The following is a 23,486-nucleotide window of genomic DNA, read 5'->3' on the forward strand; positions in this document are numbered from 1 at the left end:
CCGCCTCAGCCCTTCTTCGAGTGGTCGATCAGGTCCTCGGCGGCCTCCCGCAGAGCGCGCAACCGGGACTGCAGGAGCTCACGTTCGGCCGCGTCGGACTCACCCTCGCCGAGTTCGGCCAGGCGAACGTCCGTGTCGGCGATCTCGGCCAGGAGACGGCCGTGGGCCTCCTCGCGGGTGAGCAGGTCGAGGTCGGTCCAGTCGGAGCGCTCGGACTCCGGGAGGCGGCTCATGCGGGGAGGTTGTAGATGCGGCGGGTGTTCAGCTCCACGATCTGGTGGACCTCGTCGTCGGGCACGTCGGCCAGGACCTCGGCGGCGTAGGCGCGGCTCTTGGGCCAGTAGGAGTCGGAGTGCGGGTAGTCACACTCCCAGGTGATCTTGTCGATGCCGACGTGGTGGCGGTTCTCGACGCCGAAGCGGTCGTCGATGAAGCAGCCGTGGAAGTGCCTGTGGAACAGCTCCGAGGGCCGCACGCTCTGGTTGACGTTCTGGTAGAAGCGGTGCCGTTCCCAGGTGCCGTCGCTGCGCTCCAGCAGGTAGGGGATCCAGCCGATGCCGCCCTCGGAGAGGCCTATCTTCAGCTTGGGGTGCTTGTGCAGCACCGGGGAGAAGAGCAGGTCGGCGGTGGCGTACATGGCGTTGCAGCCGAACAGGGCGATCGTCACGGCGAACGGGGCCTCGTCGGCGGTCTTCGGTGCCCGGCCCGAGGTCCCGAAGTGCAGGCACAGGGGCAGGTCGGTCTCCTCGGCCGCCGAGAACAGCGGGTCCCAGTAGTCGGTGTGGAAGGACGGCAGACCGCGCGGGGCCGGGTTCTCCGGGAAGGAGATCGCCTTGGCGCCCTTGGCGGCGGTCCGGTGGATCTCGGCGACACAGGCGTCGACGTCCCACAGCGGCATGATGGCCAGGGGGATGAGCCGGCCCGGCGCGGTGGGGCACCACTCGTCCAGGACGAAGTCGTTCCAGGCCTGGACGCACAGCAGCGCGAGCTCCCGGTCCTTGCCGTCCAGGAAGACATGTCCGGAGAACCCCGGGAATGACGGGAAGCACAGGGCGCCCCACACCCCGTCCAGGTCCATGTCACGGATCCGGGCCTTCGGGTCGTAGCAGCCCGGGATCATCTCGTCGTAGCGCGTCGGTTCGAGGCCGAACTCCTCGGGGCTCTTGCCCGCTACGGCGTTCAGGCCGATGTAGGGGTAGACCCGGTCCTCGTAGACCCACACCTCGGCAGGCGCCTGCCCCTCTCCCCTCGGCTTCTCCACGATGCGCGGACCCGCCTCCCGGAACCTCGCCGGCAGTCGGTCCGACCACAGGTGCGGCGGCTCGATCAGATGGTCGTCGGTCGACAGCAACTTCATCCACGGCTGCAACGGCACTTTGCGCTCCCTCGGTCTCGCAGACTCTCTAGCACCGGGCACATTGTGTGCACTGAACAAGTCCCACTCAGCGGAAGCGATCACCGATGTCCCGCATGATTCGGCGATCATCGAGACGCTCAGGCTCACTGAGCCAGCATTAAGGCTACTCTTTTGTTCGACGGAAGGAGACCCCATGGGTCGAGTGCAGGACAAGGTCGTCTTCATCACCGGGGCCGCGCGCGGCCAGGGCCGGGCCCAGGCGATCCGGCTCGCCACGGAGGGCGCCGACATCATCGCCGTGGACCTCTGTGAGGACATCGCCACCAACGGCTACCCGCTGGCCACCGCCGAGGACCTGGAGGAGACGGTCCGGCAGGTCGAGAAGCTCGGCCGGCGCATCGTCGCCCGCAAGGCCGATGTGCGGGATCCGGCCGCGCTCAAGGCGGTGGTGGCGGAGGGGGTGGCCGAGCTGGGACGGCTCGACGCGGTCGTGGCCCAGGCCGGCATCTGCCCGATCGGGGCCGGGAAGAGCGTCCAGGCCTTCCTGGACGCCGTCACGGTCGACTTCAACGGCGTCGTGCACGCGGTCGACGCCGCTCTGCCCCATCTGCCCGACGGCGCCTCGATCGTCGCGACCGGGTCGATCGCCGGGCTGATACCCGCGACCACGGACAACCCGGCCAACGGGCCCGGCGGGCTGGGCTATTCGTTCGCCAAGCGCCAAGTGGCCTCTTTCGTCCATGACTTGGCGACGGTCCTCGCGTCCCGGCAGATCCGGGTCAACGCGCTCCACCCCACCAACGTCAACACGGACATGCTCAACAGCGACGTCATGTATCGCACGTTCCGGCCCGACCTGGAGAACCCCACCCGCGAGGACGCACTGCCCTCCTTCCCGGCGACGACCGGGTTCGGCATCCCCTACGTCGAGCCGGAGAACATCGCCGACATGGTGCTGTTCCTGGTGTCGGACGAGTCCCAGTACGTGACCGGCATGCAGATGCGTGTGGACGCCGGCGGTTACGTCAAGCGGCGCCCCCAACTCCCGACGTTCTGAGCGGAGTTCACGCTCCCGCGGTCAAGTCGATGACCACCTTGCCGGTGGTGCGCCGTTCCGCCACGTCCGTCAGGGCGGACGCCACCTCGGCGAGGGGGTGGACGCGGGAGACGAGCGGGCGCATCCCGTCACGGACCATCCGGGCGAGCGCCCGGTCGCCGGCGGCCACCGCGTCCGGGGCGTACTGGCGCAGCATGCGGATCTCGAAGCCCCGTACGACCGCGTCCTTGAGCAGGACCAGGTTGAGCGGGATCCGGGGGATCTTCCCGTCGGCGTACCCCACCGTGACGAACCGGCCGCTCCGCCGCAGCGCGCGCAGGGCGGCCTCCGCGTGGTCGCCGCCCACGGGGTCGACGACGAGGTGCGCGCCCTCGCCGCCGGTCAGCGCCCGGACGCGTGTCTTCAGGTCCTCGTGGACGTAGTCCACACCGGCCTCCGCGCCGAGTTTGCGGGCGACCGTGAGCCGTTCCTGGCTCGATGCCGCCGCCACGACGCGCATCCCGAGGCGGGTCGCGATGTCGACGGCCGCGGAGCCGACCCCGCCGGCGGCCCCGAGCACGGCCGCCCACTCCCCCTCGACGGCCTGCCCGACGGTTACCAGCGAGTGGTAGGCGGTCGCGTACGTCACGTGGAAGGCGGCGGCATGGATCATGTCGAGCCCGTCGGGGACGGGGCGCAGGCCCGTGACCGGCACGACGACCTGCTGGGCGAACGCACCCGTCATGACTGCCCCGGCCACCGGAGAGCCGACCGGGGGCCCGGTCACGCCGGGGCCCAGCGCGGTCACGACTCCGGCGAACTCGCTGCCGGGGGTGAACGGCAGCGGTGCGGGGACCTGGTAGCGGTTCGAGACGAGCAGGACGTCCGGGAAGTTGACCGCGGCGGCGTGCACGCGGACCAGGACCTCGCCCGGGCCGGGTGCGGGGTCGTCCAGTTCGACGACCTCCAGACGGTTCGGAGGCCCGTACTGCGTACAGCGTGCGGCTCTCATCGCGTCCTTCCGGTGGTCGGCATCGCCGGGTCCCGGGGCAGGCCCAGTACCTGCTCGGCGATGGTGTTGCGCTGGATCTCGGCGGTGCCCGCGCCGATCGTCGAGGCCCGGGTGCGCAGGAAGCCCCACACCCAGCGGCCGCGCTGCACGGCGTGCGGATCGCGCCGGCCGAGGATGCCGTAGGAGCCCAGCAACTCCAGGGCGAACTCGTGCAGTTCCTGCTCGAAGGTCACGATGAACAGCCGTGACGTCGAGGAGGCCGGTCCCGGCTCGCCCTTCGCCATGATGTCGGCGATGGTCCGCATCCCGGTGAGCCGCATGATCGTCACGCGGATCTCGAAGTCCGCCAGCCGGTCGCGGACCAGGGGGTCGGCGGTCGCCCCGCGTTCGTGCGCCAGCTCGACCAACTCGTCGAGCACGCGCCGGTACAGGGCCGCCTGGTTCATCGCTCCGGCGGCGCGCTCGTGGCCGAGGCTCGTGCGGACCAGGGGCCAGCCGCCGTTCTCGGGGCCGATCCGGTCGGCGACCGGCACGCGCACGTCGTCGAAGAAGATCTCGCAGAAGTGGGCGTCGCCGGTGAGGTCCCGCAGCGGGCGGACGGTCACTCCGGGGGCGTGGGCGTCGATCAGGAGGTAACTGATGCCGTTCTGCCGGGAGTCGGGCGGTCCGGTGCGGACGAGGGTGAAGAGGACGTCGGCGATGTCGGCCGAACTGTTCCACACCTTCTGCCCGTTGACGACGTACTCCGCGCCTTCGCGGCGTGCTGTGGTGCGCAGGGCGGGGAGGTCGGAGCCCGCCTCCGGTTCGGAGTAGCCCTGGGCCCACACCGAGTCACCGCGCAGCATGGGGCGCAGGTGGCGCTCCTTCTGCTCGGGCGTGCCGTACTTGATGAGGGTGGGGGCGGCGATGCCCAGTCCGGTGCCCAGGGGGCCGGGGACACGGGCTCGTGCGTACTCCTCCTGGTAGCTGACCTGGCGGGCGAAGGACAGGTCCATGCCGCCGTACTCACGCGGCCAGCTCGGGCCGGCGTAACCGGCGTCGTACAGCGTGGCCAGCCACTTCTTCTGCCAGGCGAGGCGCTCGACGGGGTCCTTGGGGCGGCGGCCGGGGTGCTGCTCCGTCAGGAACGCGCGCAGGCGGGCGCGGAACTGCTCGTCGGTCTCGGCCTGTGTCGTCGCCGATGTCATCGCGGGGCCATGCGGATGGCGCCGTCGAGGCGGATCGTCTGGCCGTTGAGGTAGGGGTTCTCCAGCATCTCCACGGCGAGGCGGCCGAAGTCGTCGGGTTCGCCGAGGCGCTTGGGGTGCGGCACGGTCGCGGCGAGTCCGTCGCGGATGTCGGCGCGGAGCCGGCCGAGCATGGGGGTGTCCATGATGCCGGGGGCAATGGTGTTCACCCGGATCTGCCAGCTGGCCAGGTCGCGGGCGGCGACGAGGGTCAGGCCGTGCACGCCCGCCTTGGCGGCGGTGTAGGAAGTCTGGCCGATCTGGCCGTCGAAGGCGGCGACGGAGGCGGTCAGGACGACGGCTCCGCGGTCGCCACCGACGATCTCGTTGCCGGAGAGGCGGGCGGCGGCCAGGCGCAGCACGTTGTAGGTGCCGATCAGGTTCACGCGGATGACCTCGGCGAAGGCGGTGAGCTCGCCGGGGGTGCGGTCGCGGTCGATGATCCGGGTGCGGTCGCCGCCGCGCCCGGCGCAGTGCACGACGAAGCGCAGCGGACCGACATCCTGTGCTGCGTCGAGGGCCGCGTTGACCGAGGCCTCGTCGGTGACGTCGGCGCGGACGAAGCGGGCGGCTTCACCGAGGTCGGCGACCGCCTTGACGCCCTGTTCCTCGGAGATGTCGGCCAGGACGACCCGGCCGCCACGGTCGACGATGCGGCGCGCGGTGGCCAGTCCCAGGCCGGAGGCGCCGCCGGTGACCAGCCCCGACGATCCGTCGATGTTCACATCAAACTCCTTACAGGCCCAGGGACTTGCTGATGATGGTCTTCAGGACCTCGCTGGTGCCGCCGTAGATGCGGGTCACCCGCGCATCGGCGTACAGCCAGGCGATGGGCGACTCGAGGATGTAGCCGTAGCCGCCGTGCAGTTGCAGACAGCGGTCGACCACACGGCCCTGCGTCTCGGTGCAGAACAGCTTGGTCTTGGCCGCGTCGGCCGGACTCAGCTCACCGGCGACGAGCGCGGTGATCGCCGCGTCCAGGAGGGCCTGGGCGGCCTCCAACTCTGCGGCCATGGCGGCGAGTTCGAACTTGGTGTTCTGGAAGTGGGCGACCGGTTTGCCGAACACGGTGCGGTCGCGGACGTAGGTGAGAGTCAGGTCGATCGCGGCACGGGTCTGAGCGACGGCTCCGACCGCGATGGCCAGCCGCTCCTGGGCGAGGTTGCGGCCGAGCAGTGTGAAGGCGGCGCCCTCCTCACCGAGGAGGTTGGCGACAGGCACGCGGACGTCGTCGAAGGACAGTTCCACGGTGTCCTGCACGGCGAGGCCGATCTTCTCCAGCTTGCGCCCGACGGTGAAGCCGGGCGTGCCCTTCTCCACGACCAGCAGGGTCAGTCCGGCGCGCCGGTCGTCCGCGTCGATGGCGGTGCGGGCCACGACGATCACCAGATCGGCGTGGTGGCCACCAGTGATGAAGGTCTTGGCACCGTTGAGCGTGTAGTGGTCGCCCTCGCGGACCGCCCTCGTCGCGACACCGGCCAGGTCGGATCCCGTACCCGGTTCGCTCATCGCGATCGCGGTGTACAGGTCGCCCGAGGCCAGTCCCGGGAACCAGCGGACCCGCTGCTCGGCGTTCGCGAGACCCGTGAAGTACGGGACCACCACGTCGAGATGGGTCCGCAGGCCACCCAGGGTGACGCCCGCGCGGGCGCACTCCTCCTGGATGACGACGTTGAAGCGGTAGTCGTCCTGGCCGCCCCCGCCGTACTCCTCGGGAATGGCCGTGCCGATGATGCCCAACTTGCCCAGTGCGGTGAACAGTTCACGGGGGACCAGCCCGGCCCGCCGCCAGTCCTCGTAGACCGGAAGCACCTCGCGGGCGATGAAGTCGCGGACCAGGAGGCGGAAATCCTCGTGATCCTGCTCGAACAGAGTCCGGCGCATCGAATCTCCTTCGATCGGACCCTATTGAGTATACGTAATTGCCCCTACGGGTCTAGGTAATCTGCCGAATGATCAGTGCCACCAGGGAATGAGTGCATCCAAATGCCGTCGCATCCGGTGCCGGGCGACCCCGGCGTCGCCCTGCGCGATCGCGTCGAGGATGCGCTGGTGGACGTGCTGGACCTCGTCGGCCGCCCTGTCTCCCGGGAGCGGCCGGTCGTGGCCGGAGGCGTGCCGGCGGAACAGCTCGGTGATGATGGCGAGGAAGAGGGAGAGCACGGGGTTGTTCGCCAGCGCAGCCAGTTCGGAGTGGAACAGGTCGGCCTTGCGGAGGTCGTCGGCCGGGCCCTCGGTGGTCCACCGGACCGCCTTCGCGAGGCGTTCGGCAACCTCGGTGTCGCCCGCGGCCTGGCGGGCGGTCACCCGGGCGACGATGCCGAGCTCGATGGCGTTGCGGACGATCCGCAGGTCGTCGGCCTTGACTCCCTGGTATTCGAGGAAGAGCGCCATCGTGTCGATGCTGGCCTGCGGCTCGGGCTCGGTGACGACGAGACCGCCGCCGGGGCCGCGGCGCATCCGGGCAACCTGGTGGTACTCCAGCAGCCGTACGGCCTCGCGCAGGACGGCCCGGCTGATCTCGTAGCGGGAGAGCAGATCCGTCTCCGAACCGAGCACCATGCCGACCTGCCAGCCCCGCGCGGCGATGTCGTCGTGGATCCGGGCGGCCACCACTTCGGCGAGCTTGGCCCGCGGCCCCTCGACCAGCTCCGGCTCCACGACGTTCCCGGAGATCCGCTGCCCGCGGCGCACCCGGTGCTTCTCGATCCAGGCGGCCACCGACTCCAGATGAGCGGTGAGTTCGGTCTGCGCGCGGGCTCCGTCGTCGGCGACAACGGCGTCGACCACGGCGCGGTGCTCGCGGTGCGAGGTCTCCTTCGCCGAGTGCATCTCCGCCTTGGAGATGCGCCGGGAGGTGTGCGCGTACCGGGCGGTGAGGCGGGTGAGGACGTCGATGAACAGGTGCAGGACCGGGTTGCCGGACAGCTGGCCGAGCACCGGGTGCAGGGGGTCCTGGGAGTGGACCGACGGGTCGTCCCAGTGGGTGAGTTCGGAGTCGAGGGTGGCGCGGAGGGTGGCGATGCCCTCCTCGGTGATCCGGTCGGCGGCGAGGCCGGCGGCGATCGGTTCGAGGAGCTGGCGGGCCTGGAGCAGATCGGTGACGCTGGTGCCGACGTACTCGAGGTAGATCACCATGGCCCGGGTAGCCGGTCCCGCGTCGGGGGCACAGACGATCAGCCCGCCGTTCGGGCCGCGCCGCATCCTGGCGACCTGGTGGTGCTCGACCAGCCGTACGGCCTCACGCAGCACCGCGCGGCTCACGCCGAGTTGCTCGCGCAGGTCCACTTCGGAGCCCAGCGACTCTCCGACGGGCCAGCCTTGGCGGATCACGGTCGCCTCGATGCGCTGCGCGGTCTGCGCGGCCAGCTTCCCGACCGGCAGACCGGTCTCGCCGTCGGCGGGCTCGCGGTCGACGGCAGTCGCCATGGGCCAACTCCTCTGCGGGGATATTGCGGATCCCCAGTCTATTCGCCACAAACACCGGGCACTGGCAGACGGGCCAAGGCCATGGTTAAAGTATACTCATTTCGCCTCATGGTCACAGGACGACCCGTCCCACGGCCGCAGGACGACAAGGAGCCGACAGCGATGCGACTGGAGTCCATGCCCGAGCTGGAGGCGTTCCGCGGGAAGGTGCGCGCCTTTGTGACGGAGCACGCGCCCGGCATCAAGACGCACTCCGGAGTGCGCGCCCCCGAACCCGGGCTGATGCCGGCGATCCGGGAGTGGACCGCGAAGCTCTACGAGGCGGGCTTCCTCGGTATCGACTGGCCCGTCGAGTACGGCGGCAGGCCCGACGCCCACCCCCTCGAACCGTCCGTCGTCGCCGAGGAGATCGCCCGCGCCCGCACCTGGCCGCCCGTCGGCGCGGCCTCGCTGGCCTCGGGGGCCCTCATCGACTTCGGCACCGACGAGCAGCGGGCACGTTTCCTGCCCCGCATCCGCAGCTGTGAGGACGTGTGGTGCCAGCTGTTCAGCGAGCCGGAGGCGGGCAGCGACCTGGCGGCGCTGCGTACCCGGGCACGCCGCGAGGGCGACGAGGCGGTGTTCGTCGTCGACGGCCAGAAGGTCTGGACGACCAACGGCCAGCACGCCGACATGGGTTACCTGCTCGCGCGCACCGACGCCGAGGCCCCGAAGCACAGGGGCATCACGGCGTTCGCGCTGGACATGCGCAGTCCGGGGGTCGAGGTGCGGCCGCTGCGCGAGATCACCGGGACCACCGATTTCAACGAGGTCTTCCTGGACGGTGTCAGGATCCCGGCCGCGAACGTGATCGGCCGGGTGAACGACGGCTGGCGGGTGGCGATGAGCAGCCTGGGCCGGGAGCGTTCCGGGGTGGCCGCGCGCGGCGCCGAGCTGGCCGCCGTACTGGAGGAGCTCGTACGGCTGGCGGAGGGGCTGGACGACTCCGCCACCCGGCAGGCGCTCGGCGAGCTCGCCGCCCGGGTCCACGTCAACGCCGCGATGATCGGCCTCGCGCAGTCGCGGATGCTGCACGGCACGGAACAGCCGGCCGACGCCCTCCTCGGCAAGATCTTCTTCAGCGAGCTCAACCACGACCTCGCCGACTTCGGTCTGCGCCTGCAGGGCACGGACGGCCTGCTCACCGAGGGCGACCCGGAGGCGGTGGCCGACGGCTGGTGGCAGGACGCCCATCTGTACTCGCGTGCGTACACGATCGCGGGCGGGGCGAACGAGGTCCTGCGGACGCAGGTCGCCGAGCGGGGGTTGGGGCTGCCGCGCGAGTCTCGTTGACCTTCTTCGGTCCCTCGCCCCCTCGGACGATTTCATTGATTGTACCGACCGGTCGGCGTAATGTTCCGCAGACGCTACGCGAAGGCGAGGAACCATGACTGAGAACGTGTCCGGAACCGACGTCGCTGGGGAACTTCCGGAGTTCCCCTCCCCCCGGTCGAGCCAGTGCCCGTTCGCACCGCCGCCGGGCCTGCTCGAACTGCACGAGTCCGGCAAGCCCGTGCAACGCGCCCGGACCTGGGACGGCACCACCCCGTGGCTCGTCACGACCCACGCCGCGCAGCGCGAGTTGATGACCGACCCGCGGCTCAGCGCCAACATCGGTGCGCCCGGATACCCGCACACGACCGAGGCCATGAAGGCGCACGCCGCCCAGACACAGCCGATGATCAACAACGCCGACGGGGCCGAGCACACGCGCTGGCGCCGGATGCTGTCGAACTCCTTCACCCGGCACCGGATGGAGAAGCTCCGCCCGGAGATCCAGCAGATCACCGACGACCTGCTCGACCGGATGCTGGCGGGACCGAAGCCGGTCGACCTCAACGAGGCCCTGTCCCTCCCGCTGCCGTCGCTGATGATCTGCGCGCTGCTCGGGGTGCCGTATGAGGACCACAACTTCTTCCAGAAGCACGCCGGCGTCACCAACGCGCGCTTCAAGACACCGGAGGAAGCCGCCACTTCGACGGCAGATCTGCGCCGCTACATCACCGGCCTGATCGAGGCCAAGACGGCCGAACCCGGCGAGGACGTGCTGTCCGACCTCGGGGCCAAGGTCGCGGAGGGCGTACTCACCATGCCCGACGCCGCCGCTCTCGGGCACATCCTGCTGGTGGCCGGCCACGACACCAGCGCCAACATGATCACGCTGGGCACCGCGCTGCTGCTGGAGAACCCCGACCAGCTCGCGGCTCTGCGCGAGAACGCCGACGACCCGAAGTATGTGACGAAGGCCGTCGAGGAACTGCTGCGGTACCTCACCATCCCCCATCTGCTGGCCCGGCGGGCGGTGCTGGACGACATCGAGTTCGAGGGCGAGACCATACGCGCCGGCGAGGGAGTCATCGCCTCGCTCCCCGCGGCCAACTGGGACCCACAAGCCTTCCCCGAGCCCGAGAAGCTCGATCTCACCCGCAACGCGGCGCACCACCACGCGTTCGGCTGGGGCCCGCACCAGTGCGTCGGGCAGCAGCTGGCCCGCATCGAACTGCATGTCGTCTTCAGCACCCTGTTCCGCCGCGTGCCGACCCTGCGGCTCGCGGTCGACGTCTCGGAGCTGAAGTTCAAGGAGGACTCGCAGGCGTACGGCATCTACGAGCTGCCCGTCACCTGGTGACCGGCCGCCTGAGCAAGGAGCTTCCATGGCCACCATGAAGTCCGTCCTGAGCGGCGGGAAGAACGAGATCGAGGTCGTGGAGGTCGAGCGCCCCGCGCCCGGCCCCAAGGACGCGCTCGTCCGCATCCGCGCATGCGGGATCTGCGGCACCGACACGTTCTTCGTCCATATGGGCGGCACCCCCTACAACAACCCCGACGGCTCGGTGGTCCCGCTGCCGCTCGGCCACGAACCCGCCGGTGAGGTCGTCGAGGTGGGCGCCGAGGTCACGGACCTGAAGGTCGGCGACCGGGTGGTCGTCAACCCGCAGGGGGCACCCTCCGGGATCATCGGCTGCGGCGGCGAGCTCGGCGGGATGAACGAGTACCTCCTCATCGAGGACGCCGTACTGGGCGAGAGCGTGGCGGTGTTCCCGGACGAGTTGCCCTTCGACGTGGCCGCACTCAACGAGCCGATGGCGGTCGCCCGGCACTGTGTGAACCGCTCCGGCGCGAAGCCTGCCGACAAGGTCGTGGTCTTCGGTGCCGGGCCGATCGGGCTGGGCGCCACCATCTGGCTGAAGCTGCGCGGCGTGGAGCACGTGGTCGTCGCCGACGTCATCCCCGAGCGGCTGGAGACCGCGCTGGCCGTCGGCGCCGACGCGGTCATCGACTCCAGGAACGAGGACGTGACCGCCCGGTTGACCGCACTGCACGGCCAAGCGGCCAACGCACTCGGACAGCCGCGCCCGGGCACCGACACCTACATCGACGCCGCCGGGGTCCCGGCCGTCTTCCAGGCCGTCGTCGACGCCGCGAAGTGGAACGCGAAGCTGGTGATGGTGGCCGTACAGAAGAAGTCGGATGCCATCGACCTGGGTGGGATGCTGCGCAGCGAGCTCACGCTCATCGCCTCGCAGGGCTACCCCACCGAGATCTTCGAGGTCACCGCCGAACTCGCCGCGCACAAGGACCGGTTCGCCAAGCTGATCAGCCACCGGGTGCCGTTCTCGGAGGTGGACCGGGCGTTCGAGCTCGCGCTGACTCCGGGCGCCGCGGAGAAGGTCGTCGTCACCTTCTGAAGAGCCGCTTCTGAAGACCGCTGCTGAAGAGCCGCCTACTCCGCTCTCCTCAACAGCATCGCCCCCGACGGCACTCCCCCGCCCGCCGTCACCACCGCGACCCGGGCGTCCTCGACCCGACGCCCGTGCGCGTCGCCACGCAGTTGCAGCATGGCCTCGCGGACGAAGCCGTAGCCGTGCAGGCGGCCGGCCGAGAGCTGGCCGCCGTGCGGGTTCAGCGGGAGGTTGCCGTCCAGGGCGATGGTCTTGCCACCGGCGATGAAGTCGGTCGCCTCGCCCGGCCCGCAGAAGCCGAGACCCTCGATCCAGGACAGGGCGTTGAAGGTGAACCCGTCGTAGAGGAGCGCCACGTCGACATCGGCGGGGGTGAGGTCGGTGCGGGTCCAGAGGTGGGCGGACGGGCCCTGGGACTGGGGGATGTGGGTCAGGGTGTCCTGGTCCCAGCTGAGCCGTTCGAGGACGGCCGTGCCCACGGACTCGACCAGGACGGGCGGGCGGGGGCGGTCGTACGCCGTCTCGATCGCCGACACCACGACGGCCACCGCTCCGTCGCACGGGACGTCGCAGTCGTAGAGGCCGAACGGGGTCGTGATCATACGGGCGTCGAAGTAATCGTCGAGCGTCATCGGATCGCGGTGCAGGGCTTCGGGGTTACGGGCCGCGCCCGCCCGCGCGGTGACGGCGATCGCGCCGAGGGCCTCGCGGCCAACGCCGTAACGGTGCAGGTAGTGCGAGGCGTTGCAGCCGATCCACTGGGCGGCCGACATGGCTCCGAAGGGCGCCCGGAACTCGAACATGCCGGTGGCGCGAGCACCGGAGCTCTCCCAGCGGCCGGACCGGACCATGGCCGCGTGGGAGGACTCCCAGACCGTACGGAAGCACAGCACATGGCGGCACAGGCCGGCCGCCACCGCCAGCATGCCCGCGGTGATCGAGCCGATCTGGCCAGGCACTTCGCTCGCCCCGTTGACCCAGGTGGGACGGAGTTGCAGGGCCTCGGTGAGGGCGGTGACGCCACCCTCGCTCATGCCGTCGGGGCGAGGGCCGGGGTAGGTGGAGAGCCCGTCGATGTCGTCGAGGTCGAGCCCGGCGTCCGTAACCGCGGCCAGGCAGGCGTCGACGGTCAGGGAGAGCGGGTCGACCATCAGGCGGCGGCCCACGCGTGACTGCCCCACACCGGTCAGGGCGACCTTGTCCTCGTATTTGCGCGGAGAAACCATGGGCCGTGCCCGGACCTCGCGTGGTGCGGGCAACGGGCCTTCAGCGGTTTCCGCGTCCGGCTCGAACAGGGGGACGTACACGTCCTCTTCGAGCCGCTCGAAGCACACGCGGACCCGCATGCCGACGCGCACCTCGTCGGGCTCGCAGCCCACGATGTTGGTGGTCAGCCGAGCCCGGTCGTCCTCAGCGAGAGCGACCACGGCGACGACGTACGGCGGCGGGAACTTCGGCAGCCAGGTCTGGTGGTTGACGCTGAAGCCGACGACCACGGCCTGGCCCGAGACGGGAGCGAGGGCCACGGCGCGGCTTCTGCACGAGGGACACACCGGCAGCGGCGGGTGGAAGTACCGTCCGCAGTCCGCGCAGTGGGAGATCCTGAGCACCCCTTCGGCGCCGGACCGCCAGAACTCGGCGCTGGCGAGCGTGGGTTGGGGCAGGGGCCGGGTCATCACACCAGCTCGACGATCGTGGCGTTCGCGGTGCCGCCGCCCTCGCACATGGTCTGGAGTCCGTAGCGGAGGTTCTCGCGCCGCATCTGGGCCAGCAGTCGTGTCATCAGGATGGCGCCGGAGCCGCCGAGCGGGTGACCGACTCCGATCGCCCCGCCCAGCGGGTTGAGCCGCTCGGGGTCGGCGCCGGTCTCGGCCAGCCAGGCCAACGGCACAGGCGCGAAAGCCTCGTTGACCTCGTAGACGCCGATGTCGTCGATGGTCAGTCCGGAGCGGCGCAGCACTTTCTCGGTCGCCGGGATCGGGCCGAGCAGCATCGTGATCGGGTCCGCGCCGCTGACCGCTCCGGAGTGGTAGCGGGCGATCGGTGTGAGGCCGAGCTCGCGGGCCCGTTCCGGGGTGGTGATGAGCAGGGCGGCCGCGCCGTCGGAGATCTGGGAGGAGTTCCCGGCGTGGATCACGCCGTTCTCCTTGAACGACGGCTTGAGGCCGGCGAGTTTCTCCACCGACGTGCCGCGCCGCAGCCCTTCGTCCACACCGAACTTGGTGCCGTCGACCTCGATCGGCACGATGTGGTCGTCGAAGACGCCCGCGTCGATGGCGGCGGCGGCCTTCGCGTGCGACTCGGAGGCGAACTCGTCGAGGCGGGTGCGGCTCAACTCCCAGCGTTCGGCGATGAGTTCGGCGCCGACGCCCTGGCTGAACTCGAAACCGTCGTAGCGGGCGATCGCGGCGGGGCCGTACGGCTGACCGGTGGTCCGGTGCGAGCCGAGTGGCACCCGGCTCATGGTCTCGACGCCGCCCGCGACCACGAGGTCGTACTGGCCCGCCATGACGGCGTGCGCGGCCTGGTCGACCGCCTGCTGGCTGGAGCCGCAGGCCCGGTTGACCGTGACGGCCGGGACGTGTTCGGGCCAGCCGGCGGCGAGCACCGCGAACCGGCCGACGTTGCTGGACTGGTCGCCGATCTGGGTGACACACCCCCAGACCACGTCGTCCACCGTGCCGGGGTCGATGCCGGTGCGCTCGGCGAGGGCCTTGAGCACCTCGGCCGACAGATCCGCCGCGTGCACCGGGGCGAGCGTGCCGTTGCGCTTGCCGATGGGTGTGCGTACGGCGTCGACGATGACGGCGTCTCGCATGACAACTCCCTTGGTCAGTACGGTCGTACGGTCATTCGGGGACCCGCACGCCCCAGTCGCGGAACACGGCCCGGGTGTCCGCGCCGACGGCCCGAGCCGTGTGGCCCGGGCTCGACGGGGTCGCCGAGAAGCGGGGCGCGGCGGCGGGCTGGACCACTCCGTCGCGGGTGAACAGGCTTGCCCGCGCGGCGAGATGCGGGTGGGCGGCCGCCTCCGTGAGGCTCAGGACGGGCGCCACGCAGGCGTCGGTGCCCTCGAAGAGCTCGGCCCACTCGTCCCGGGTGCGCTCCGCGAACCGCTTCGTCAACAGCTGCCGTAGCTCCGGCCAGGCCGATCGGTCGTGCTGCCGGTCCGGGTCCACGTCCAGGTCGAGCAGGTCGACCAGGCTCCGGTAGAACTTGCGCTCCAGCGCGCCGACGGCCACATGGCGGCCGTCCTTGGTCTCGTACACGGCGTAGAACGGCCAGCCGCCGTCGAAGCGGTTGACGCCCCGCTCGTCGCTCCACTCGTCGCGCGCGAGCTTGGCGAAGGTGCTGGCGAGGAGGTGGACGGTGCCGTCGACGATGGCGGCGTCGACGACCTGGCCGCGGCCGGTGCGCCGGGCGCAGTGCAGGGCGGCCAGGATGCCGATGACGAGGTAGCAGCCGCCGCCCCCGAAGTCGCCGACGAGGTTCAGCGGGATCTGCGGCGGGCCGTCCGGGTCGCCGATGGCGCCGAGTGCGCCGGTCAGCGCGATGTAGGTGATGTCGTGTCCGGCCGCGGCCGCGAGGGGTCCGTCCTGGCCCCAGCCGGTCATCCGGCCGTAGACGAGGCGGGGGTTGCGGGCCAGGCAGTCGTGCGGGCCGATGCCGAGGCGTTCGGTGACGCCGGGACGGAAGCCCTCGATCAACACGTCGGCGTGCTCGACGAGCTGGAGGAGTGCGGCGGTCTCAGTCGGGTTCTTCAGGTCGAGTACGACCGACCGCTTGCCCCGGTTGAGCACGTCCGCCGGTCCGCCCGCGCCCGGTTCATCGGCCCGCCCGGGCCGGTCCACGCGGACGACCTCCGCGCCGAGGTCGGCCAGGAGCATCCCGGCGAACGGCCCCGGTCCGATGCCGCCGAGTTCGACGACCCGGCAGCCGACGAGAGGCCCTGTGGCGCCGGCCGTCACGGTCAGCGCCCCTTCCAGACCGGCACCCGCTTCTCCGCGAACGCCGCCGCCCCTTCCCGGGCATCCTGTGACTGGAACACCGGCTCGGCGATGTCGAACTGCCTGCCCCACGCCTCGTCCAGGGTCCAGTCGGCGGTGGAGCGGGCGATCTCCTTGGTCGCCGCGACCGCCAGGGGGCCGTTCTTCGCGATGGTCTCCGCGAGTTCGAGTGCGCCGTCGAGCGCGCCGCCCTCGTCGGTGAGCCGGTTGATCAGGCCGTGGGCGGCGGCTCGTTCGGCGTCGATCGGCTGACCGGTCAGCAGCAGTTCCACGGCGATGGCGTACGGGATCCGGCGCGGCAGATGAAGGGCCGCACCCGCGCGGGCGACGAGTGACCGGGTCACCTCGGGCACGCCGAGCCGTGCCGTGCGGGCGGCCACGACCAGATCGCAGGCCAGCAGGAGTTCGAAGCCGCCGGCCAGGGCCCAGCCCTCGACCGCGGCGATGAGCGGTTTGCGCGGCGGGGTCATGCTGATGCCACACAGGCCGCGGCCCTCGATCGCGGGCGTCTCGCCCCGCAGCCACGCCTTGAGGTCCATGCCCGCCGAGAACGTGCCGCCCGCCCCCGTGAGCACGCCGACCCGCAACTCGTCCGACTCGTCGAGCTCGTCCACCGCGGCCGCGACTCCGGCGGCCACTCCGGCGTCCAGCGCGTTCTTCTTCGCCGGGCGGTTGATCGTGATGACCTGGACCGCGCCCCGGCGTTCCACCAGTACTTCGTCCGACACGTATGCCTCCTGGATTCTCAATTGACGGCGAACCTGGCCAGTTCATGCGCGACCATGCCGTCCAGGTCGTCGGCGGGCGGTGCCGGCAGTTCGACGGCGCGGTCGCGGGTCGGCAGGAGCACGACGGCCGTACCGGGGGTGGTGACCTCGCCCCGCTGGTTCTCGCAGCGCACCTCGATGTGCACCTCGGCCCGCCCGTCCACCCGGCGTTTGTCGACGACCGTGCCGCGTACCCAGGTGGTGTCGCCCTGGTAGTTGAACTTCCGGTGCTCGCAGCGGAGTTTCCACAGCCAGCCGTCGTCGCCGATCCAGTCGGTGAGCAGATGGCACAGCCACGTCTCGCGCATGCCGCCGTAGTCGTAGGGGCCCGGCAGGCCCAACTCCCTTGCCCGTTCCGGCTCCCAGTGCAGGCGCTGCACGGTGTCGGGGATGTTGAGCGGGTTCGGCGGGTAGAGGCCTGGGGCCTTGCGGCGGACCTTCGCGGCGATCCCGAACGCCCCGGGCGGGGTGAGCTGCATGCCCCAGCCCAGGTGCCAGACGACGACGTCGGTGGTGGTCAACGGGCCTTTCACCCGGGGCTGGAGCTCCTCGCCGATCTCGACGTCCTCCCAGTGGCGGGGCTCGGCACCACGGCGTGTCTCGGCCGCGTACGCCGCGTCGATCTCGGCGAGTTGCTCGGGGGTGTAGGGCTGCTGGACGAGTTGTTCCTTCGCCCTCTTCTTCGAGGTGTGCCGCTCGGCGTTGATCCACGTGCCGCGTCTGAGGGCGTGCATCTCGCCGCGCCCGTTGGCGTAGAGGTAGTCGCGCACCACGTGGGCCGTGCGCCCGCCGAAGCGGCTGGGCTTGAGGTGGACGCCCACCTGGGTCTGCAACACCCGGCAGCGATCACCTAGTTGGAGCGGGCGCCACCACTCGAATTCCATCATCGCCTGGTAGGAGCCGAGCCCGGCGAAGGGGTCGCCCTTGAGCAGTGCCTTGGTCTCGGCGTCCGGCGTCGGGGCGGCGTCCTCGCCCATGGTGTAGAGGAAGGTGGGCGGTGCGACCAGCGAGCCCCAGCGAGTGCCGGAGGCGTGGTCCGGGTCGCAGTAGAGGGGGTTGTCGTCGCCGTAGCCGTACGCGAAGTGGCGTACGCCGTCCCGGGTCACCTCGTAGTTGTGCGGGGGGTTGCGCTGGGGCTGGGGGACGCCGAGGCGTCGGCGGGAGCGCTCGACGGCCTTGTCGGTGAGCACGCCGAAGCGCTCGTCGGTCGTCGTCATCGCTGGTTCTCCCTGGTGAGCCCGGCACGGATCAGCTCGATGAACTCGACGCGGCTCACCTTGCTCGACGGGGTCCGGGGCAGTGCGTCGAGTACGAGGATGTGCGCCGGCACCTCGTACGGGGTGAGCCGGGCCCTGCAGAGGGCGACGAGGTCGGCGATCTCCGGGGCGGGCCGTCCCGGCTCGGCCTCGACCGCCGCGACCGGTACCTCGCCCAGCCGCGCGTCCGGCAACCCCGCCACGGCCGCCTCCCGCACGGCCGGGTGGGTCTCCAGGACGCGTTTGACCGTCTCCGGCTGCACCTTGAAGCCGCCGCGGATGATGGCGTCGTCCGCGCGTCCCTCGATCCAGACGAACCGGTCGGCGTCGATCCGGGCGAGATCGCTGGTGCGCGTCCATGCCCGGCCGCCCCGGGTGCTCTGCTCGGTGCGGACCTCCAGCCGGCCGGTCCTGCCGACGGGCAGCTCGGCTCCGTCCTCGCCGGTCACCCGCAGTTCGACACCGTCGAAGGCACGCCCGGCGCTGCCCGCCTTCCGCTGCCACCACCGCTCGTGCAGGGGCAGCGTCCAGCCGACCACCGCTCCGGCGAACTCCGTGGCCCCGTAGGTCATCAGGACGGGGATGCCGTACGTCCGGAAGAAGCCGTCGGCGAGTTCGGCCGGGCAGGGCGCGGTGCCGGAGGTGATGACCTGCAGGCTCGCCAGCCGCTCTTTCGGCACGTCCGCGTCGAGGACGGCGCGGATGGCCGCCGGGACCAGGCTCGCCGCCCGCAGCCGGTGCCGCTCCACCACGCTCACCCAGGGTTCGACGGCGAACCTGGGCAGCAGGAGCATGCGGCGCCCGGTCGCGAGACAGGCGAGCGCCCGCCACAGTCCGCCGATGTGCACGAGGGGTGTGGCCACGAGCGCCGCCGACCGTGACAGCAGCCGGTCCGGCTTCGGGGTCTGGCCGCCGGAGACGAGCGCCTGGTCGAGCTGGCCGATGCGCAGGTGGACGCGTTTCGGGGGGCCGGTGGTGCCGGAGGTGAGCATCTCCACGACGACTCCGGGGTTGGCCGGCGCCACCGCGGGTGCCGTGCCGCCGACGGGTCGCAGCGTGCCGTCCGTGCCCAGCTCCAGGGCCGCTCCGTGTGCGGTCACCGCTCCCAACACGCCCTCTCGGGCGAGGGGTTCGGCGCCGGAGACGACGACGGGCAGCTCACAGCCTGCGATGTCGGACGCGAGCCGCGCGGCCGGCTGCAAGGGGCTCAGCATCACCAGACAGCGCCCGGAGGCGAGCACCGCGGCGACCACGGCGACGTGCTCGGGCCGGTTCTCGAGGACGACACCGACGCGGGCGCCGTCCCGCAGGCCCGCCGCGTCCAGTGCCTCGACGACCTGCCGGGCGGTGTCCTGGACCCGCCCCCAGGTCCACCACTGGCCCTCGTGCTCGATCGCCTCGGCGTCGGCGGCCGCTTCGGCCAGCAGGCGGGACAGGCGGTCGCGAATTCCCACGTGCTCAGCCTTCCTTCGCGGTGGCTACGGAGATGCCGACCAGGTCGGCCAGCCGACCCCGGTGTGTCGCCGGGCTGCCGAAGAGCTGCTCGGACGACTTCGCGCGCTTGAGATGGAGGTGCGCGTCGTGCTCCCACGTGTAGCCGATGCCGCCGTGGATCTGGATGTTCTCCTTGGCTGCGTGGGTGAAGGCGTCGGCGCAGTAGGCCGCGGCGAGGGCGGCGGACACGGGTAGTTCGCCCGCGCTCCCGGCCGTCGCCGGCACCGGCAGGTCCCCCACGCCTTCGGCCGCCACGGACATCGCGTGGTACACCGCCGACCGGGCGCCCTCGACCTTCAGCAGCATGTCGGCGCACTTGTGCTTGACCGCCTGGAACGACCCGATGGGGCGGCCGAACTGCACCCTCACCTTCGCGTACTCCACCGCCGCGTCCAGACACGCCCGCGCCCCGCCGACCTGTTCGGCGGCCAGTGCCACGACGGCGAGATCGAGCACTGTGCGCAGATACGCGGTGGCGTCCCCCTCCGGGCCGACCCGCTGCGCCGGGGCGCCGTCGAGGTCGATGCGCGCCAGCCGCCGCGTCGGGTCGAGGGTCTCCAGCCGGGTGCGGGTCACTCCGCTCGCCCCGCCGTCGACGGCGAACAGTGCGGGGCCGGTGTCCGCGCGGGCCACGACGAGAAGCAGGTCGGCGCTGTGGCCGTCGATGACGAACATCTTCGTGCCCGACACCCGCCAGCTGTCGTCACCTCGGACGGCCTCGGTCGTCACATCCTCGACGTTCCACGACCCGCTCTCCTCGGCCAGCGCCAGCGTGCCGGTCAGCGAGCCGTCGGCGATCGCGGGCAGCCAGCGGGCCTTCGCCGTGTCGTCGCCTGACACGGCGAGGGCCTGTCCGGCGAGGGCCACGGTGGCGAAGTACGGGGAGGGCAGCAGGGCCCGGCCCAGTTCCTCCATCACGATCCCCAACTCGACGGGCCCGCCGCCGAAACCGCCGTACTCCTCGGGCAACGCCAGTCCGTGCAGGCCGAGTTGGCCCGCCATCTGCCTCCACAACCCTGGATCGTGACCCTCGTCGGACTCCATCCAGCGGCGCACCGCCTCGCTCGGCGCCTTCTCAGACAGGAAACGGCGCAGCACGGCTCGGAGTTCGTCCTGTTCCTCGGTGAACATCACTGCCACGTCGGGGCCTTCGAGCGGAGGTAGGCGTCGAAGTCCGGGATCCGGGCGCGGTCGACGATCTCGATCCGTACGCCGGAGGGATCCAGGTGGTAGGCGAAGACCGACGGGCTGCCGTCGACGATCGCGCACGCTTCCAGGGGGAAGCCCGCCTCCTCCAGCCGCTTGGACGTCGTCGGGACGTCGTCGCAGAAGTAGCCGAGGTGGTGGGTGGCGATGCGTTCGGCCGCGGTCCAGGGGGTGCCGGGGATCTCCTGGACGAGTTCGATGTGCGGTGCGTCGAGCGAGTAGGCGTACCGCAGTCGCAGCGCGCGTTCGCCGTCGGCCAGGCGGACCTGCAGGTCGCCGGTCATGGTCTCGGTCCAGTGGTGGCCGGCGACCTCGGTCATCCGGGCTTTCCACGCCTCGATGTCCGGGACCACGATCCCGGTGTGGTAGAGATCCGTCGCGCTGAGAGGAGGGGTCATGCCCGGTCACCACTCCAGACGCAGCGACTTGATGCCGTACATGTTCCCGTGCTGCCACAGCTCCTGGCCGGGGGCGACCCGGTAGTCGGGGATGCGCCGGTGCCACTCCTCGACCGCCACGTTGAGTTCGAGGCGCGCCAGGTGCGAGCCCAGGCAGCGGTGCGGGCCGGAGCCGAAGGCGATGTGGTTGGTGGCCTTGCGGTGCAGGTCCACCTGCAGCGGGTTGTCGTAGCGCTCGGGGTCGCGGTTGGTGACCGCGAGCGGCAGCATCACCATCTCCCCCGCCTTGACCGGGCAACCGCCGATCTCGACGTCCTTCGTCGCCTTGCGCGCCGGGACGACGAACGAGTAGACGCGCAGGATCTCCTCGACCCCGGTGAGGATGAGGGACGGGTCGGCGAGGATCTCCGCCCGCTGCTCGGGATGGGTGGCGAAGTGGTAGAGCGCCCAGCCGATGGAGATGGGAACGGTGTCGAAGCCGGCCTGGAACATCAGGATGCAGAAAGCGTGCATGTCCCGGTCGTCGATCGGTTCGCCGTCGAACCGCCAGGCCATGGCGTGGGAGAGCAGGTCGTCGCGCGGGGCCTTGCGGCGCAGGGCAATCTGTTCCTCGAAGTAGGCCGACACCTCGCGCATGGCGGTCATCTGCCGGGCGCCGTCCGGGTCTTCGCCGTGCGAGAGGTGCAGCAGTTCGTGGGTCCAGGCGAGGAAGGTGGGCAGGTCCTCCTCGGGCAGGCCCATCAGGCGCATGAAGATCAGGGTGGGGAAACGGCGCGCGAAGTCGTCGAGCACGTCGGCACTGTCGTGGCCCCTGAGCTTGTCGATCATCTCCCCCGCCACCTGTCGGATCTCCGGTTCCCGGGCGGCGACGGTGCTCGGGGAGAAGTAGCGGCCGAGGAGGCGCCGCCACACGGAGTGCGTGGGCGGGTCCAGCATCTCCGGGATCCACAGGAACTCCGGGTCCGGCGCGAGGACGGTCACCGACTTGTTGGAGAAGGTCCGCCAGTCCTGAAGCGCCTGCTGCACGGCGGGGCCGTCCGTGACGACCCAGTAGCCGCGGGCGATGGTGCTGCGGAAGCCGGAGTGGGTGCCGGCCATCTCGTCCCAACGCTCCTGGTGGCTGAGGACCGGGCCGCCGAGCCGGTTGTCGAAGTGGTAGGCGGGCAGGCCGTCGTGCGTTCCGTCGGGTTCGAGGGTCGTACTCATCACGGCTCCTTTCTCGTACGTCCGTCAGGTCTCGTACGTCCGTCGGGCTTCTCGTACGTCCGTCAGGTCGCCGCGCCGTCGATCTTGAGCGCGATGAGCTCGTCCTCGCTCAGACCGAGGGAGCGCAGGACCTCGTCGGTGTGTTCCGCGAACTGGGGTGCCCGGATGAGGCTCGCCGGGGTCTCGTCGAACTGGACGGGACTGGCGACCAGTTCACGGTCGACACCGTCGGCGTCCACGACAGGGGCGATGAGCCCGTTGGCGCGCAGGGCGGGGTCTTGGCCGACCTCCCAGGCGTTCTGTACGGCCGCCCACTGGCCGTCGCCCCGGGAGAGGGTCTCGACCCACTCCGCGTAGGGGCGGGAGGCGATGAGTTCGGCGACGATCCCGGCGGCCTCGGCGGCGTTGGCCATCAACTTCTCGGTGCTGTCGAAGCGTTCGTCGGAGCCCAGCTCCTCGCGGCCGGCCAGTTTGCAGAACTCGGCCCAGTACCGGCCGGGTTGCAGCATCGACAGTTCGATCCAGCGGTTGTCCGAGGTGCGGTAGGCGCCGATGAGCGGGTTGGTGGCCGACCCGTGGCGGGGCGGTGTGTTGACCGGGAGCGGGCCACCGGTCATCAGCGCCAGGTTGACTGTGAACTGCGTCGCCCAGGCGCCGACGCCGACCAACGACACGTCCACGACGGACGGTTCACCGGTCTGGGCACGGGAGTAGAGGGCGGCGGCGATGCCGCCGGCTATGGTCATGCCGCCCATCGAGTCGCCGTAGGCGCCGGCCGGCATCCGGGTCATCCGGTCCGCGCCGGGCGGGGTGACGCCGGCGGCGCTTCCGCCGCGCGCCCAGAAGGCCGTGCTGTCGTAGCCGCCCTTGCCCGCCTCTTCTCCTCGGGCGCCGAAGCCGCTGCCGCGGACGTAGATGATGTCGGGGTTGATCGCCCGGACGTCCTCCAGGTCGATCCGCAGCTTCGCCCGCGCCTCGGGCAGGAAGTTCGTGAGGAACACGTCGCTGCCCCGGATCAGTTCCTCCAGCACGGGGCGCGCGGAGGGCTTCTCCAGCGCGAGCCCGACGCTGCGTTTGCCCCGGTTGGGTCCCTCCATGATCGGGAAGAACGACGACCCCTTGCTGGCGGCCTCGTACCCGAGCACCCGGACCAGCCCGCGCTGGGCGTCGCCGCGTTCGGCGTGCTCGATCTTGATCACGTCGGCACCCCAGTCGGCGAGCACGGCACCCGCCGCCGGGACGAAGGTGAACTGGGCGACTTCGAGCACCCGCACGCCCTCCATCGGCCTCTGCATCAGACCAACTCCTCCGCGGCTCATCTCGCTATTGCGCATACCCAATGCGCCGAGTCTGCCCCAGAGTATGGACCG

At 70.9% G+C, this 23,486-nt stretch carries 21 protein-coding genes; 4 read left to right on the forward strand and 17 right to left on the reverse strand.

Features of this window, described 5'->3' with window-relative positions; translation table 11 throughout:
- Positions 1 to 5 precede the first annotated feature (5 nt).
- Complete coding sequence (locus AB5J50_RS01080; RefSeq protein ID WP_369254005.1) at positions 6 to 233, reverse strand: hypothetical protein; 228 nt, start codon at positions 231 to 233, stop codon at positions 6 to 8.
- Complete coding sequence (locus tag AB5J50_RS01085; RefSeq protein ID WP_369254007.1) at positions 230 to 1,375, reverse strand: amidohydrolase family protein; 1,146 nt, start codon at positions 1,373 to 1,375, stop codon at positions 230 to 232. The genes AB5J50_RS01080 and AB5J50_RS01085 overlap by 4 nt, the downstream gene beginning before the upstream one ends.
- Before the next feature lie 175 nt (positions 1,376 to 1,550).
- Between AB5J50_RS01085 and AB5J50_RS01090 the strand changes: the two genes are divergently transcribed.
- Positions 1,551 to 2,414, forward strand: a complete 864-nt coding sequence (locus AB5J50_RS01090; RefSeq protein WP_369254009.1) for a mycofactocin-coupled SDR family oxidoreductase — start codon at positions 1,551 to 1,553, stop codon at positions 2,412 to 2,414.
- Between the two features lie 7 nt (positions 2,415 to 2,421).
- Here AB5J50_RS01090 and AB5J50_RS01095 read toward each other — a convergent pair whose 3' ends face one another.
- From AB5J50_RS01095 to AB5J50_RS01115, 5 genes are all read right to left on the reverse strand, one after another.
- Entirely contained in the window at positions 2,422 to 3,405 is a 984-nt protein-coding gene (locus tag AB5J50_RS01095; protein WP_369254011.1) for an NADPH:quinone oxidoreductase family protein, read from the reverse strand.
- Positions 3,402 to 4,592, reverse strand: a complete 1,191-nt coding sequence (locus tag AB5J50_RS01100; RefSeq protein ID WP_369254013.1) for an acyl-CoA dehydrogenase family protein — start codon at positions 4,590 to 4,592, stop codon at positions 3,402 to 3,404. Before AB5J50_RS01100 ends, AB5J50_RS01095 begins: the two co-directional genes overlap by 4 nt.
- Positions 4,589 to 5,356 (reverse strand): SDR family NAD(P)-dependent oxidoreductase, encoded by a 768-nt coding sequence (locus tag AB5J50_RS01105; protein WP_369254015.1) that lies wholly within the window; start codon positions 5,354 to 5,356, stop codon positions 4,589 to 4,591. Before AB5J50_RS01105 ends, AB5J50_RS01100 begins: the two co-directional genes overlap by 4 nt.
- Before the next feature lie 10 nt (positions 5,357 to 5,366).
- The gene (locus AB5J50_RS01110) at positions 5,367 to 6,515 is read right to left on the reverse strand and encodes an acyl-CoA dehydrogenase family protein (RefSeq protein WP_369254017.1); all 1,149 of its coding nucleotides are present in this window, start codon (positions 6,513 to 6,515) and stop codon (positions 5,367 to 5,369) included.
- A gap of 72 nt (positions 6,516 to 6,587) precedes the next feature.
- Positions 6,588 to 8,060: a FadR/GntR family transcriptional regulator gene (locus tag AB5J50_RS01115; RefSeq protein ID WP_369254019.1), complete on the reverse strand. Its 1,473-nt coding sequence runs from the start codon at positions 8,058 to 8,060 to the stop codon at positions 6,588 to 6,590.
- Between the two features lie 162 nt (positions 8,061 to 8,222).
- Between AB5J50_RS01115 and AB5J50_RS01120 the strand changes: the two genes are divergently transcribed.
- The 3 genes from AB5J50_RS01120 to AB5J50_RS01130 all read left to right on the forward strand — a co-directional run bounded on the left by AB5J50_RS01120 (position 8,223) and on the right by AB5J50_RS01130 (position 11,788).
- Positions 8,223 to 9,392 (forward strand): acyl-CoA dehydrogenase family protein, encoded by a 1,170-nt coding sequence (locus AB5J50_RS01120; RefSeq protein ID WP_369254021.1) that lies wholly within the window; start codon positions 8,223 to 8,225, stop codon positions 9,390 to 9,392.
- Between the two features lie 94 nt (positions 9,393 to 9,486).
- A complete protein-coding gene (locus AB5J50_RS01125; RefSeq protein WP_369254023.1) occupies positions 9,487 to 10,728 on the forward strand; it encodes a cytochrome P450 in 1,242 nt (413 codons plus the stop codon).
- A 25-nt stretch (positions 10,729 to 10,753) separates the two neighbouring features.
- Entirely contained in the window at positions 10,754 to 11,788 is a 1,035-nt protein-coding gene (locus AB5J50_RS01130; protein WP_369254025.1) for a zinc-binding dehydrogenase, read from the forward strand.
- Between the two features lie 35 nt (positions 11,789 to 11,823).
- On the opposite strand, the gene AB5J50_RS01135 is transcribed toward AB5J50_RS01130, so the two are convergent.
- The 10 genes from AB5J50_RS01135 to AB5J50_RS01180 all read right to left on the reverse strand — a co-directional run bounded on the left by AB5J50_RS01135 (position 11,824) and on the right by AB5J50_RS01180 (position 23,411).
- Positions 11,824 to 13,458, reverse strand: coding sequence for an OB-fold domain-containing protein (locus AB5J50_RS01135; RefSeq protein ID WP_369254027.1), 1,635 nt, complete (start codon positions 13,456 to 13,458; stop codon positions 11,824 to 11,826).
- The gene (locus AB5J50_RS01140; protein ID WP_369254029.1) at positions 13,458 to 14,600 is read right to left on the reverse strand and encodes an acetyl-CoA C-acyltransferase; all 1,143 of its coding nucleotides are present in this window, start codon (positions 14,598 to 14,600) and stop codon (positions 13,458 to 13,460) included. The genes AB5J50_RS01135 and AB5J50_RS01140 overlap by 1 nt, the downstream gene beginning before the upstream one ends.
- Positions 14,601 to 14,631: 31 nt before the next feature.
- The gene (locus AB5J50_RS01145) at positions 14,632 to 15,756 is read right to left on the reverse strand and encodes a CaiB/BaiF CoA transferase family protein (RefSeq protein ID WP_369265268.1); all 1,125 of its coding nucleotides are present in this window, start codon (positions 15,754 to 15,756) and stop codon (positions 14,632 to 14,634) included.
- Complete coding sequence (locus tag AB5J50_RS01150) at positions 15,753 to 16,517, reverse strand: crotonase/enoyl-CoA hydratase family protein (protein WP_369254030.1); 765 nt, start codon at positions 16,515 to 16,517, stop codon at positions 15,753 to 15,755. The genes AB5J50_RS01145 and AB5J50_RS01150 overlap by 4 nt, the downstream gene beginning before the upstream one ends.
- Positions 16,518 to 16,534: 17 nt before the next feature.
- The gene (locus AB5J50_RS01155) at positions 16,535 to 17,773 is read right to left on the reverse strand and encodes a MaoC family dehydratase N-terminal domain-containing protein (protein WP_369254032.1); all 1,239 of its coding nucleotides are present in this window, start codon (positions 17,771 to 17,773) and stop codon (positions 16,535 to 16,537) included.
- Positions 17,770 to 19,266, reverse strand: a complete 1,497-nt coding sequence (locus AB5J50_RS01160) for a class I adenylate-forming enzyme family protein (RefSeq protein WP_369254034.1) — start codon at positions 19,264 to 19,266, stop codon at positions 17,770 to 17,772. Before AB5J50_RS01160 ends, AB5J50_RS01155 begins: the two co-directional genes overlap by 4 nt.
- Before the next feature lie 4 nt (positions 19,267 to 19,270).
- Positions 19,271 to 20,437, reverse strand: a complete 1,167-nt coding sequence (locus AB5J50_RS01165; RefSeq protein ID WP_369265269.1) for an acyl-CoA dehydrogenase family protein — start codon at positions 20,435 to 20,437, stop codon at positions 19,271 to 19,273.
- Complete coding sequence (locus AB5J50_RS01170; RefSeq protein ID WP_369254036.1) at positions 20,437 to 20,910, reverse strand: VOC family protein; 474 nt, start codon at positions 20,908 to 20,910, stop codon at positions 20,437 to 20,439. Before AB5J50_RS01170 ends, AB5J50_RS01165 begins: the two co-directional genes overlap by 1 nt.
- 6 nt (positions 20,911 to 20,916) lie before the next feature.
- A complete protein-coding gene (locus AB5J50_RS01175) occupies positions 20,917 to 22,116 on the reverse strand; it encodes a cytochrome P450 (protein WP_369254038.1) in 1,200 nt (399 codons plus the stop codon).
- A gap of 62 nt (positions 22,117 to 22,178) precedes the next feature.
- Positions 22,179 to 23,411: a CaiB/BaiF CoA transferase family protein gene (locus AB5J50_RS01180; RefSeq protein ID WP_369254040.1), complete on the reverse strand. Its 1,233-nt coding sequence runs from the start codon at positions 23,409 to 23,411 to the stop codon at positions 22,179 to 22,181.
- Between the last annotated feature and the right edge of the window lie 75 nt (positions 23,412 to 23,486).

It is taken from the genome of Streptomyces sp. R35 (genome assembly GCF_041053035.1).
Taxonomy (GTDB): domain Bacteria; phylum Actinomycetota; class Actinomycetes; order Streptomycetales; family Streptomycetaceae; genus Streptomyces; species Streptomyces lutosisoli.

What these genes read in the sequence shown, in the direction of transcription:
- AB5J50_RS01080 (WP_369254005.1), bottom strand. Translation starts at nt 233, where the DNA reads ATGAGCCGCCTCCCGGAGTCCGAGCGCTCCGACTGGACCGACCTCGAC.
- AB5J50_RS01090 (WP_369254009.1), top strand. Translation starts at nt 1,551, where the DNA reads ATGGGTCGAGTGCAGGACAAGGTCGTCTTCATCACCGGGGCCGCGCGC.
- AB5J50_RS01095 (WP_369254011.1), bottom strand. Translation starts at nt 3,405, where the DNA reads ATGAGAGCCGCACGCTGTACGCAGTACGGGCCTCCGAACCGTCTGGAG.
- AB5J50_RS01100 (WP_369254013.1), bottom strand. Translation starts at nt 4,592, where the DNA reads ATGACATCGGCGACGACACAGGCCGAGACCGACGAGCAGTTCCGCGCC.
- AB5J50_RS01110 (WP_369254017.1), bottom strand. Translation starts at nt 6,515, where the DNA reads ATGCGCCGGACTCTGTTCGAGCAGGATCACGAGGATTTCCGCCTCCTG.
- AB5J50_RS01115 (WP_369254019.1), bottom strand. Translation starts at nt 8,060, where the DNA reads ATGGCGACTGCCGTCGACCGCGAGCCCGCCGACGGCGAGACCGGTCTG.
- AB5J50_RS01120 (WP_369254021.1), top strand. Translation starts at nt 8,223, where the DNA reads ATGCGACTGGAGTCCATGCCCGAGCTGGAGGCGTTCCGCGGGAAGGTG.
- AB5J50_RS01125 (WP_369254023.1), top strand. Translation starts at nt 9,487, where the DNA reads ATGACTGAGAACGTGTCCGGAACCGACGTCGCTGGGGAACTTCCGGAG.
- AB5J50_RS01130 (WP_369254025.1), top strand. Translation starts at nt 10,754, where the DNA reads ATGGCCACCATGAAGTCCGTCCTGAGCGGCGGGAAGAACGAGATCGAG.
- AB5J50_RS01135 (WP_369254027.1), bottom strand. Translation starts at nt 13,458, where the DNA reads ATGACCCGGCCCCTGCCCCAACCCACGCTCGCCAGCGCCGAGTTCTGG.
- AB5J50_RS01140 (WP_369254029.1), bottom strand. Translation starts at nt 14,600, where the DNA reads ATGCGAGACGCCGTCATCGTCGACGCCGTACGCACACCCATCGGCAAG.
- AB5J50_RS01155 (WP_369254032.1), bottom strand. Translation starts at nt 17,773, where the DNA reads ATGACGACGACCGACGAGCGCTTCGGCGTGCTCACCGACAAGGCCGTC.
- AB5J50_RS01165 (WP_369265269.1), bottom strand. Translation starts at nt 20,437, where the DNA reads ATGTTCACCGAGGAACAGGACGAACTCCGAGCCGTGCTGCGCCGTTTC.
- AB5J50_RS01170 (WP_369254036.1), bottom strand. Translation starts at nt 20,910, where the DNA reads ATGACCCCTCCTCTCAGCGCGACGGATCTCTACCACACCGGGATCGTG.
- AB5J50_RS01175 (WP_369254038.1), bottom strand. Translation starts at nt 22,116, where the DNA reads ATGAGTACGACCCTCGAACCCGACGGAACGCACGACGGCCTGCCCGCC.
- AB5J50_RS01180 (WP_369254040.1), bottom strand. Translation starts at nt 23,411, where the DNA reads ATGCAGAGGCCGATGGAGGGCGTGCGGGTGCTCGAAGTCGCCCAGTTC.